An 11897-nucleotide genomic window follows, 5' to 3' on the forward strand; every position below is an offset into this window, starting at 1 on the left:
ATTATATGGATTATTTTTCCTCCACCTTATTAAACTAACCTGCCACTTTAGTTGAAAAACGATAAAGATAATGGCTGCCGCAGCAACCTCTATCCTAAACTCAAGCAACCGAAAGTTGAAGAAGGTAAACAATCAATCTTTTATTCTTAACTGTGTCTTAAGTTCTTTAAATGGTGTAGCATTCGATTCTTGATAATTCTTCAAATGTTGGGTTAAAACAGACCAATTACTTTCAAGATATGGATGTATTTGAGTGGTGTCAGCAATACTATACAGTTCAATTAAGAAGTAAATAGTTTCCCATATTAAAAAGTCATCGTCTAATTCCAACAATAGATCTATAACACTTGGAATGTAGTTATAGGCTTCTTCAGAAGACATACCTTTGGTTATTGATTCGAAAGAATTACTAAAATACCACTCGTCCTTATCTAATTTATCTTCCCATTCGTCATATATCTCCAATAACCTTTTATCCGTTTTAATCACGTCCCAAAGTGCAATTTAGCTACACATATATTATCATTTCTTGTTCTACTATTCTGCCCCGTTAGTAGAACAAGAAAAGGGGCTACCACAGCAACCCAATCTTCAACTCTAGCACCCGTTAGTTCAACAAGAAATTCATTGCTTAAGTAGTAAATTCTTGTGCTTTTTTGTTAGTTTCATCAAATCAAATTTGTTAGCCTTTATTAGTTCTTTAAGGTTATTATTTTCTATCCAGGCAATATTGTATAAAGCTTCGTCTATAATTCCTTGATTTAATGCGTCTTCAAGTTCATCTGTATCTTTTTGTATTACATCTCCTGTTGGTAGCACAACAATATCAAGAAATAAGTCATCCATCCAAGGAACATTATTTTCAATTCCATTTTGTTTGCAAATGTCGATGTACCACTGAACAACCTCTCCTTTGGGGTTGAACATAGTTGTTACTGAATAGCGTTGTTCACTCGGAAAATGTTGTAACCAAATATAGTTATCATCAACTATACAAAACCTCTTCTCACCATACTGGACATACAAAGGTTCCAAAACTGAGTTAATTTTTATTAAAGAGATATATCCTTTAAAACCCTCTGTATCAAGAAATAATTGTCTATACTCTTTTTTTATAACACGTTTCCAATCTGGACGGTCCCCATATTTCCTTTTTAACATCTACAATCCCTCAAATCCTAAATTTAAATTACTATTAATTAGAATATTATAAAGATTCGATTAAATCACTAAATAAATTACTCTGTTCAACTATCCACCCAATTAGCACAATAAGAAAGTAGCGATTATTCTGCTTGAACAATCTACCGTTAGTCAAATATGTAATTACTTGAACTCTGGCATAAATCGTAATTATATTTTTAAAACAATGTTTTGGTATTTTATTGTTATCCCTCCACATACCTTTTTATGGGAGGTGTTTTAAAGAAAGCGAGGAGCCTATTTGCAACCATCGGAATCTCTTTAGTTACATTTGCCGTTTTAGCTTTTAACGATGAATCACAGGTCTTTCACAATATTATTTGTTCGTTTTCAGGTCTTTTAATTTTAAGTTTGAGTCACAGATTTTTAAAATAAAAAGTGGAAAATCAAAACCTTAGACTAATGATGCAGTTATTAAAATTAGTTTACATACAAGAACTGCTTATGTCGCTTTTCAAATGGAAAAAAGGCTTACTTCTAATTGAAGTAAAGCACCAGAAAGTTGAATAACTTAATCTTTATTTCCTTTGTTTTTTTTTGTCAATAATATATAAAACTAAGGCTATAAATAAAGAGATGAAAAAATAGCGTAAATCAATTTTCACACATCCGATACATTCCGTTAAGTAATCATAAATAGCGAATAAAAGAAGAAATATTGATACTGCAAAGAAAAGTTTAGAAGCACTTTTGTTTCTTGTTTTCATAAAAAATCTCCCAACTGAAATTCACTTCATATGATAAATCATTCCACAACATAACCCCGTGTTATTCAACTATCCTGCCATTTAGTTCAATAAGAAAGTGCATTACCCCTTCTTGAAGTAATGCACCCTTTAGTTTAACATGCATGCTATTCTAGTTTACAAACCTCTTGTAATAAACCAATAAAATAACAAGCAAGATAGGATTAATAATTGCTGAATATCCTAAATTCCACCATCCGTAATGAAAATATCCCCAAGGTTCGGGCAATAGGGTGATGGATTCATAGGTTAACAAACATACTTCCCAATAGATAAAATAACGTATTTGTATAATTAAGGAACTTTTAAAAGGATACCAATTCAAAAACATCATATTTACAGGTGGAAGTAACATAGTATTGGCTGGTAATGCTGCCCAATCCACATTTTTTGTAAAATACCAGTATGCATGATATTTCAAATCTATGTAAGCATCAAAAGACATTTGAAATGCAGTTGTAAATGACCAGATATGGACAATTTGTTTTGCCGAAATCCATTTCCATTTAACCTCTCGAAACCATCTCCACTTTTCAAGTTCTTTCTGATGTTCATGCTCAGAATATTTAAACAAGACATAAAGGAAGAATGCAACTCCTGGGATGAAAAATAATAATCCGACTATAAGGGCACTCATTTTAACCATTTCCTTTTTATTTTGTTTCTTTCTATAATTTCCCCTAGGTATTGGTTATATCCTCACTTCACTAAATCTGCCCCTTTAGCACATAAGAAAAGCGATGCCTAATTAGACTATCGCACCCGTTAGTTGAAGAAGCAAGATTAGTATACAAACCATTCACCCTTAGCAATTTTTTCTACTCTACCTCCTACATTAACGCTGATTTTCCCGTTATCATCACCTGCTTTTAAAAACAATAAAGAAGGTCTTTTGATTTCGTACCCTTGTTCTACTCTTATGTTTATTTTACTTGTTCCAAAATATCGGTATTTAACTAAGTAAGCAGCCAAACATCCATTTGAACTACCAGTAGCTGCATCTTCTGGAATGCCATAATAATCTGCAAAGTCTCGAACATTTAAATCATTGTTCGAATTATACGTATCTGGAGAAAAAATTATAATTGCTTTTGCATCAGTATGTTCAATTAACTCAAAATATTTTTCTCTATTTATCTTTACTTTTTTTACTGCTTCTAATGATTTTAATGGGACAACAATCACTGGAAGTCCAGTTGAAACTTCTTGAATAGGAAATCTATCGTCTATGTATTCTTTATCTATATTTAAAACACAAGAAACCCTATTTTTATCTAAAACCCAACCAAAAGTTGGTTCATTTTGTTTCATCCATAGAATTTCTTCTTGATTATTGAACGAAACGAGAATTTGTCCAGCTTTTAAATTTAAAATAAGTTTCTCCAAGGGTTTTTCTAATATTTCATTTTGAATGATATATGCAGTTCCTAAAGTCGGATGTCCAGCAAAAGGAACTTCTTCATTAGGTGTAAAAATTCGAACGTCATAACCATCATCAGTTTTTTTATCTGATAAGATAAAAGTAGTCTCAGAAAAATTAATTTCCTTGGCTATTTGTTGCATTTCATTATCAGAAATGTTTTCAGTATTTTTAAAAACAGCAAGTTGATTTCCTGTATATCTCCCTTGTGAAAAAACATCAACAATAGAATAATTAATTTTCCCCATAAGTCTCTCCCCGTTTATGTTTGTATTATTTTGAATAATACCCATTCATTCGCATTTTCTTGTTCAACTAACCTGCTCAGTTAATTCCATAAGTAAAGCGATCCTTCCTTTTTGAAGCATCGCACCCGATAGTTGTATAACTATTTATTTTCAAAAGAAAAAGAAATACAGTGCTAATAAATATATACAAATGTATACCCAAGAACCCATTATCCAGAAAAAATTAAAACATCCTTTATTTTTTCTATTTAGTATTACATTTAAAATAGCCAATATTACCACTAAAATATATAAAGGTGCTACCGCTAATTTTGAGATAAGTTCTGGAAAGGGCATTTCCATTAATTTGTCTTCCACATTATCTCCCCCTAACTTAAGTCTAATATTAGCATAATTATCTAATTCCTTGTTCAACTAAACTGCCGAAGCAGGTGGTGATCTTTAACAATTGCAGTTTTTGTGTTTCTAATATAAAAAAAGACAGAAAATGAACAATATTTCCTGCCTTAATCATCAGTTTATTTATTGTTTATTTAAAGATCTTCTGTATTGGTACTGTTTCCAATGAAATCTTATATAGCAACCAACACAAAAACCTAAAATTGCAATAAATGCGGCTGCAGCAACCATAATGGTGAAGACATAACCAAAAGTCGTCCAATTCATTAGAAAACTTATTAATCCCCCTGCTAGACAAATGACCGCAATTATCTGATTGAATTGTTGCTGATCCCATTCCTCAGGAATATATTGTGAAGGGTGCTTTCTAAAAAACAGCTTTGCTAAACGCATTACAGGATTAAATCCAAAAAATAAGCCCATTAAACCTGCTAAGATAGGAATAGCAAGGATCCATTCTTGCTTAGTTATCCAGGTAAACAATACAGACACCACTATAAACCACTGATTTGTTCGTACAAGCGGACGAGGAACTGAACGTACTTGACTTCCCATCAAATCCAACCTTCCTTATCGTTATTATATAATTTACTTTGATTTTTCTCCTTTTTTCTATTTTATTATAAAAAAAGATAAAATGATTGAACTCAAACTGGTTTCTTCATTTTTAAAACCTCCAACAAGGAAAAATTTAACCTTATTTTAGCATTACTTCTTCCTCTAAGTCGCCATGTTAGTGCAACAAAAGGATTGCCGCAGTAACCCTCTCCTTAAACTTACGCCCCGTTAGTAAAAATTGCTTATGGATGATTAGTTTTTGTTCGTGCATATTTATAAAAATAATGACATACCTGTGGCAGCCGAATCTCTTTCTACAAAGCCAAGTTTCTTATAAAAGTTTTGTTTTCCTTTTGCACAAGATAATTGAATCCACTTAATACCTAGTTCCTTACATTTTTTTAGTAAAGCATTCATCACTTTCTTTCCAATACCTTTACCCCTTTTCCGGTTCCATAATGTGGATTTGCATCTGCATGTAATGATGAAACACCTAGCTGCATTCTCATTCCATCTGACGAGGACGTCGTGCCGTCTCCCCATTAAGAAACAATTGTAATTTGTGATGAAAATTTACTAAAATGGCTTGGGCTTTATTCATTGCGTCTTCATACATGCGCCATTGAGAAACATTGGCTAGTTGCTTATATGTAAGTCCGGGTGTGGCTTCAGCCATCTTACTCAATCCAATATTCATTCCCATACCTAAAAGAGCAGCCATAATAATGATTGTTTCTTCTTTATCTGGTTTTCGGTTGTTAGAAGCATGAGTAAATTGCTCATGAAATCCTGTTATATGGGCAACATCCATAAGTAGATCGGTTAATTTAATTCTTGGTAGCATTTGATAAAGGCTTGCACTAAACTTTTTTGCTTCTTCTGGAACAACTTTTTCTAAGCGTGCAAGTGACAGCTTTCCTTTTTCAAGAGAAACCCCATCTAACTTGTTGGAATTGGCATCTAACCACTTTAACCTTTCGTTAAGGCTGCTGGTTCTCTCCGTCATATAATCTTCGAATGATAAACTAACTGATAATCTCGTATTCTCCTTCGTTTGGTTCCATCTATCTTCTGAAAACAAATATTCCTCAAAATCTCTATATTGTCTGCTGCCAACAATGGAAACATCTCCTGCCCGAACATGCTCCCGAAGTTCTGTTAAAACAGCCATTTCATAGTAATGACGATTGATTGTTGTACCATCTTCCTCGTACAAATGCTTTTTCCAACGTTTTGAAATAAAATCCACAGGCGAGTCATCAGGCACTTTTCGCTTTCCGGATTCGTTCATTCCTCGGATAATATCAACAGCTTGTAAAAGTGGCTCATTTGCCTTTGTAGAATGAAATTCCAATACCCTTAATAGCGTTGGCGAATATTTTCTAAGTGAATAAAATAGTTTTTGCAGTAAGTCTAAATAATCATAGTCAGCTGGGCGTGCAAGTTCTTGGGCTTCTTCCACGGAAGAAACAAAAGAGTTCCATTCAATAACAGATTCCAAAACCTCAAAAACGTCTAATTTCTCTTCTTTAGCTTTGATTAATGCTTGTCCGATGTTCTTAAAGTGTATGACTTTTTCATTCAGCTTTTTTCCGTTTTGTTTCTGAATTTCCTCTTGAGCCTTACGACCTTTTGATAACAGACTTAGTATTTGTCTGTCATGAATTTCAAACGCTTTATCTGTTAACTCCTGAGTAAGTTGTAATAAATAGACGGTTAATATTGAATATCGTTTATTTTCTTGAAAGTCACGGAATGCATAAGGCTCATATCGTGAACCTAAGCGAGATAGCTGTAACAGGCGATTGCGATGCAAATGACTAATTTGTACCGTTTCTATTTCCATCCTTCGTATGTATTCGAGTCGTTCTATTACTTTTAGAAATGTTTCGGGTGAAGGATGACCCGGTGGCTCTTTTAACCAACCCAATATCGTTTTATTGGATTCGGATGGATGTTGTGAGGTAATAATCTCTTCAAGTTTTTCTTTTTGCTCAATTGTTAGAGATTGATTAACCGTGTTGAATAACTTCTTTTCAGCCATTGCCCTTGCTTCCCACACCATTCTTTCAAGTGTAGTGATAGCAGGCAGTATGATTTTGTTTTTTCTTAGAAAATCTATACATTCATGTAGTAGATGAATGGCATCACCATTTTCCAAAGCTAATTGATGAAGGTGCTTAAATGTCATTCGATATTCTTTTAGAGTAAAAGTTACAAAGTCGTATTCATTTCGAATTTCTTTCAAATGATCCCAAAGTGTATTTTCTCTTTGAGGATAAAGACTAAGCGAAGATGGAGTAGAACCGATTTGTTTCGATATATAATGTATGACTGAATCTGGGATGCTTTTGATATGAGTGTATGGCCAACCGGGATACCGAAGAATGGCCAATTGAACGGCGAACCCTAAACGGTTTTCTTCTCTCCTTCGCTTATTTATAATTTCTAAATCTCGTTTGGAAAAAGTGTAGTAGCTTCCTAGCACCCACTCATCTTCAGAAATTTGTATAAAGGCTTGTCGCTGTTCCGGTGTAAGTAATTCTCTACCTCTCGCCATTTTCATACAGTATCATCTCATTTCTGTGATTATTCAGTTAATTAGTTCATATATATATCAATAGAGTGTACTCTATTGATACAAGTGTAGGAGACTGATAAAATCAAAGTTAAGAGCGTCTCATAAGACTTGTCTCAAAAATGAGGTGATATTTTGCGAAAAATTGGTTATATACGTGTCAGTTCAACTAGCCAGAATCCTTCAAGGCAATTTCAGCAACTGAACGAAATCGGAATGGATATTATTTTTGAAGAAAAAGTTTCCGGAGCAACAAAAGATCGTGAGCAACTTCAAAAAATGTTAGAGGATATACAAGAAGGTGACATCATTTATGTTACAGACTTAACTAGGATTACTCGTAGTACACAAGATTTATTTGAACTAATCGATAACATACGGAGTAAAAATGCAAATTTAAAATCCTTAAAAGATACATGGCTAGATTTATCAGAAGATAATCCCTACAGCCAATTCTTAATTACAGTTATGGCGGGTGTAAACCAATTAGAACGTGATCTTATCCGTATGCGGCAGCGTGAAGGGATTGAACTGGCTAAGAAAGAAGGAAAGTTTAAAGGTCGGTTAAAGAAGTACCATAAAAATCATGCAGGAATGAATTATGCAGTAAAGCTTTATAAAGAGGGAGATATGACTGTAAATCAAATTTGTGAAATCACAAATGTGTCTAGGGCCTCATTGTATAGAAAGCTATCTGAAAGGAACAGTTAATGAGTTATACCAAAAATCGGAAATGTATAATAGAAAATAAATTTCATATAGAGGTGGAATTATATGCCTAAAATTGACAATATGTTAGCAATTCTATGGATGCTTCGTTCAGGTGAAAAAATTACTGCAAAACAAATTTCAGAAAAGTTAGAAATTAATATAAGGACTGTGTATCGTTATATTGATACAATTTCAACAAGTGGCGTACCTATAATTTCAGAACCAGGACATAACGGTGGATACACTTTATTGAACAATTTTATTGAGGCTCCTCTTTTTTTTGATTTTGAGGAGCAAACTTCACTATTTCACGCTGCTGTTTTTGCAGAAGAAGCCGGATATTATGGAGGTGAAGCACTAAATAGGGCCATTTCAAAACTAAGTAAATACTCAAATCAAGAGCAGGAAACAAAGATAAACCAACATTTAACTAGTCTTGAAGTAATAAGTCGATTAAGTTCTCTCTCTATGGAATCTTTTTTGAAGGAGTTGGAGCAGGCCTTAGCTGACGGGTACTCAGTAAAAATTCTTTACCATAAAAGTGGCGAAAAGCAATTAAATTATAGATTGGTCGATCCGTACAGAATTATCTATTGGAATAATAAGTGGTATGTGATTGGATTTTGTCATCTTAGGAATGATATCCGTAGTTTTAGAGTAGATCGAATTGAAAGTCTAAAGCTAACCGAAAATAAGTTTAACCGGCCAGAAAATTTTTCAGCACGTGACTTTTTTATAAAAAATCTTCTTCCAACTATAGAAGATAAGGAAGGGATTATTTCTTTGGTTATTAATGGGGATAAAAGTGTATTGGCTGATATTTGCCAACATTGGTTTTTAGGACATTATTTACAAGAACGGACTTCAAATCAAGCAGTTTTTCTTCTTGAAAAAGATATGATACATACATATGTACCTTATTTACTTTTACCGTACAATAAATCTATTAAAGTTATTGAGCCAATAAGTCTTAAGAAAAGACTTATTGAAGTTCTGTCGGAATTAATAAAATTTCATCAAGTATGATAACTTCCCTGACGTTAACTGTCAGGGAAGTTATATTATAATAGCTATATCAATTGTGATTGGAGTGTTATTGGATGCAAACAAAAAAAGTTTTTCTATATGTATTTAATACAATGTCGGACTGGGAATATGGATATTTAATTGCTGAACTAAACTCAGGAAGATATTTCAAAAAAGATTTAGTACGTTTAAAAGTAATTACAGTAGGAGCTAATAAAGAAATGATTACTACTATGGGAGGACTGAGCATAAAACCAGATATTTCCCTTGATGAATGTACTCTTGAGAGTAAAGATCTTTTAATTTTACCAGGAGGGACTACTTGGAATGAAGAAATTCATCAACCTATCTTGGAAAGAATTGGCCAAGCTTTAAAGCTTGGCACTATTGTTGCTGCAATTTGTGGTGCAACTGAGGCCCTTGCGAATATGGGATACTTAGATACTAGAAAGCATACAAGTAATAATTTAGAATACACTAAAATGGTATGTCCTAACTATAAAGGAGAAAAGTTTTATGAGGTGGGATCTGCGGTATCTGATGCGAATTTAGTTACTGCATCAGGAATAGCTCCTCTGGAATTTGCGATGGAAGTACTGAAAAAATTAGATGTATTTGCACCAGATACATTACATTCATGGTATAACCTAAATAAGACTCATAAACCTGAATACTTCTTCCAGTTAATGAATTCAATAAATAGCTGAGCTAAAAAATCAACTTAGCAGTTTTATATTAGTTCAAATAAAAATAATGAAGTAACTGAAAAGCTCACTTTCTCTATTTTGTTTTGCAGAGAAGTTGGGCTTTTTAATTTGGAATTTCCTTATCGTTGTAAATCCGCATTTTCCTGACGCTACCCCATAAATATCTTGTAGCTATTCAAATCATTAATAAATCCCTTAATTTCTTTATTCCAATAGATATTGGGAGCATAATAATCCAGAATTTTTTTAAATATTGGTAACTTCCCCAGTTCTTCGTTTCATAAAAAATAGCATCGTGGAACTATTTTTCAACTTCAAACATACATAACTCATTATCATCACTATCAAATAGTTGAACATCTAATCCCATTATTTCCACCCCGCATTCCAAAGTTAAAAAGAAAAAGAACGCTATCTGTTTTTCTTTAATTTATTCATTTTACCCTCTTCATCTAAACTGTTTCCTTAGTGCAATAACTTTAAAAAAATGCTGAAAAATATCCCTAAAAGCCATTTATATTTACTGCTTTATCATTCACCATTTTTTCCAAATGACCAAAAGCTTTCTTTTCGCCAATTCCAACATTAAACGTTTATCATATTTGTCCATATAATGGAGCCTGAAATTCGTTATAACTTCTTTCTCATTCCAAGGGTATGTTTTGTGATGTCCAGAGTCCAATCGGTCGGTATACCTTGAGGAGCAAGGACCTTAAAATCAATTTTCTTCTTCAACTCTGGAATAGTGATTGTATTGTGATTATATTTAATAGCTTTTATCTTCTTTTTCTATATACAAATCCAAAAAAGTCCCATATGAGTATTCGTAACTCCAAATCCTTATATATCCTATTCTTTCCAATCTCTTCAATCAGTATATACAATTATGAATAATTGTTATCCTGATGCACCGACTGAATGAGGGTTATTTTTTCCTTTGACCGATTAATGATTAGAAGTACGACCATTAATAGAAATGCGGTACCAACCAGTACACTTGGAATGATGAAGATACGAGGTTGGTAGCCAGAAATTAGAAATGGCAGCAAATAGCCAATCAAAGCAGCGGTCTGGGATAAGAAAACGTATAAACTTGATCCAAATCCAATGCGTGTATTAAACATACGCTGTACATACCCCATTGCAACCCCATACAAAACAGAAACGAAAAAGGAATATAGGGGCTGTACGAGAAAAAATGCCCAAAGTGGCGGATTTATAGAGTACACTAAATAGGTCGTTAGAGCACATAAACTGCTGATAATGATGACAATTTTACTACCGAATTTGTTTGCCCAATAACCTGCAACCGTCATAAACATTAATTCAAAAACGGCCTGAACACTCCACAAGTAGGACATTAACTGAGGTTCTTCGAACAATTGAACAACAACGAGAGGCAAATAAAGCCCCCTTAATGCGTCGGCACATGCAAGCAAAAGTAGAGCAAAGAGCATAACAAGAGAGAAAGCTTCACTTTTATCACTTGATAAGGATGCTGGTGCCTCATGCTCTTTGTAAAGTAAAAGAACAACAAACAATGTAGCGTATCCTAAAAAATTCCCCCAAAGAACACTTTTGAAATCACCGAATATAAATAAATTCGCTCCTATTAGCAATCCAGTAAAAAAACCTACACTTAACATAGCACGAAGCCAGATTTGAGCCATTTCATAAATTTCAGGAGCAAGGGTCTTAAAATGATTACGAGCCATTGCAAAAAACTGGCCCATTATTAGTCCAGAAGGTGCAACAGCAAAAACCATACCAATAAGCGTTACCATATAGGTTGACGCATTTATATAAATAAGTAGTCCTGTCATACAAAGAATGCAGGCAAAAATGGGTAGAGGTTTCTTCCGCTTGATTTTGTCACTGATAATACCTATCGCAATGGTTGTAATCATGTTTAGCAATAACGAAATTGAAAAAATTGAAGCGATCTCGAATTTGGATAAACCTATTCCATTACGCATGTAGACTGCGTTCATCGGGGCCAATATTCCCGTCCCGATGCCATACAAAAACATACCTACTAGGAGAATCGACGCACCTTTGATTTTTAGAAATTGTTTAAAATCAGTTATTAATACCATATTATTTAGCACCTCCTTATTAAATTTGGAATACCGTGTATATTAATTTCAATGTTAAGATGGGAAATACCTTTAAGAATATTCATCGAAAAAAAATGACTAGGAAACTGATTTCCTAATCATTCATAACCCTCCCCCTCCCCAAGTCTTCTTAAATATTGTCATTTTTTAATCTTCAAGAAACTTATTTTCATGGTAGTTTAAT

General features: G+C 33.4%; 11 protein-coding genes and 1 pseudogene. 3 read left to right on the plus strand and 9 right to left on the minus strand.

Annotation, left to right across the window (positions count from 1 at the left end):
* Nucleotides 1-132 precede the first annotated feature (132 nt).
* From I7822_RS05370 to I7822_RS05405, 8 genes and pseudogenes are all read right to left on the minus strand, one after another.
* Nucleotides 133-465, minus strand: coding sequence for an ABC transporter (locus I7822_RS05370; RefSeq protein WP_243459277.1), 333 nt, complete (start codon nt 463-465; stop codon nt 133-135).
* Nucleotides 466-624: 159 nt separating this feature from the next.
* Nucleotides 625-1161: a ribonuclease FAU-1 family protein gene (locus tag I7822_RS05375; RefSeq protein ID WP_207975832.1), complete on the minus strand. Its 537-nt coding sequence runs from the start codon at nt 1159-1161 to the stop codon at nt 625-627.
* Nucleotides 1162-2061: 900 nt separating this feature from the next.
* Nucleotides 2062-2586, minus strand: coding sequence for a hypothetical protein (locus tag I7822_RS05380; RefSeq protein ID WP_243459278.1), 525 nt, complete (start codon nt 2584-2586; stop codon nt 2062-2064).
* Between the two features lie 146 nt (nt 2587-2732).
* Complete coding sequence (locus I7822_RS05385) at nt 2733-3617, minus strand: PhzF family phenazine biosynthesis protein (RefSeq protein WP_207975833.1); 885 nt, start codon at nt 3615-3617, stop codon at nt 2733-2735.
* A 150-nt stretch (nt 3618-3767) separates the two neighbouring features.
* Nucleotides 3768-3974 (minus strand): hypothetical protein, encoded by a 207-nt coding sequence (locus I7822_RS05390; protein WP_207975835.1) that lies wholly within the window; start codon nt 3972-3974, stop codon nt 3768-3770.
* Between the two features lie 165 nt (nt 3975-4139).
* Nucleotides 4140-4571 (minus strand): DUF4395 domain-containing protein, encoded by a 432-nt coding sequence (locus I7822_RS05395; protein WP_207975838.1) that lies wholly within the window; start codon nt 4569-4571, stop codon nt 4140-4142.
* Between the two features lie 276 nt (nt 4572-4847).
* Nucleotides 4848-4991 carry a GNAT family N-acetyltransferase gene (locus I7822_RS29735; RefSeq protein ID WP_243459279.1) on the minus strand — a complete coding sequence of 48 codons (144 nt, stop codon included), beginning with the start codon at nt 4989-4991 and terminating at the stop codon, nt 4848-4850.
* Between the two features lie 14 nt (nt 4992-5005).
* Nucleotides 5006-7140 (minus strand): annotated as a pseudogene (locus tag I7822_RS05405) (Tn3 family transposase); the annotation flags it as partial.
* Between the two features lie 147 nt (nt 7141-7287).
* On the opposite strand from I7822_RS05405, the gene I7822_RS05410 reads away from it, so the two are divergent.
* The 3 genes from I7822_RS05410 (at nt 7288) to I7822_RS05420 (ending at nt 9596) form a co-directional block, all read left to right on the plus strand.
* Nucleotides 7288-7863, plus strand: coding sequence for a recombinase family protein (locus tag I7822_RS05410; protein ID WP_207975844.1), 576 nt, complete (start codon nt 7288-7290; stop codon nt 7861-7863).
* A 63-nt stretch (nt 7864-7926) separates the two neighbouring features.
* Nucleotides 7927-8889: a helix-turn-helix transcriptional regulator gene (locus I7822_RS05415; protein WP_207975846.1), complete on the plus strand. Its 963-nt coding sequence runs from the start codon at nt 7927-7929 to the stop codon at nt 8887-8889.
* A 74-nt stretch (nt 8890-8963) separates the two neighbouring features.
* Entirely contained in the window at nt 8964-9596 is a 633-nt protein-coding gene (locus tag I7822_RS05420) for a type 1 glutamine amidotransferase family protein (protein ID WP_207975847.1), read from the plus strand.
* Nucleotides 9597-10480: 884 nt separating this feature from the next.
* On the opposite strand, the gene I7822_RS05425 is transcribed toward I7822_RS05420, so the two are convergent.
* Nucleotides 10481-11692, minus strand: coding sequence for an MFS transporter (locus I7822_RS05425; protein WP_207975850.1), 1212 nt, complete (start codon nt 11690-11692; stop codon nt 10481-10483).
* Between the last annotated feature and the right edge of the window lie 205 nt (nt 11693-11897).

Origin of the sequence: Metabacillus bambusae, assembly GCF_017497975.1 — a bacterium.
Classification (GTDB): Bacteria; Bacillota; Bacilli; order Bacillales; family Bacillaceae; genus Metabacillus; species Metabacillus bambusae.

Coding starts and splice junctions, on each gene's coding strand:
- I7822_RS05415 (WP_207975846.1), top strand. CDS start 7,927: ATGCCTAAAATTGACAATATGTTAGCAATTCTATGGATGCTTCGTTCA.
- I7822_RS05380 (WP_243459278.1), bottom strand. CDS start 2,586: ATGAGTGCCCTTATAGTCGGATTATTATTTTTCATCCCAGGAGTTGCA.
- I7822_RS05375 (WP_207975832.1), bottom strand. CDS start 1,161: ATGTTAAAAAGGAAATATGGGGACCGTCCAGATTGGAAACGTGTTATA.
- I7822_RS05385 (WP_207975833.1), bottom strand. CDS start 3,617: ATGGGGAAAATTAATTATTCTATTGTTGATGTTTTTTCACAAGGGAGA.
- I7822_RS05395 (WP_207975838.1), bottom strand. CDS start 4,571: ATGGGAAGTCAAGTACGTTCAGTTCCTCGTCCGCTTGTACGAACAAAT.
- I7822_RS05420 (WP_207975847.1), top strand. CDS start 8,964: ATGCAAACAAAAAAAGTTTTTCTATATGTATTTAATACAATGTCGGAC.
- I7822_RS05425 (WP_207975850.1), bottom strand. CDS start 11,692: ATGGTATTAATAACTGATTTTAAACAATTTCTAAAAATCAAAGGTGCG.
- I7822_RS29735 (WP_243459279.1), bottom strand. CDS start 4,991: ATGAATGCTTTACTAAAAAAATGTAAGGAACTAGGTATTAAGTGGATT.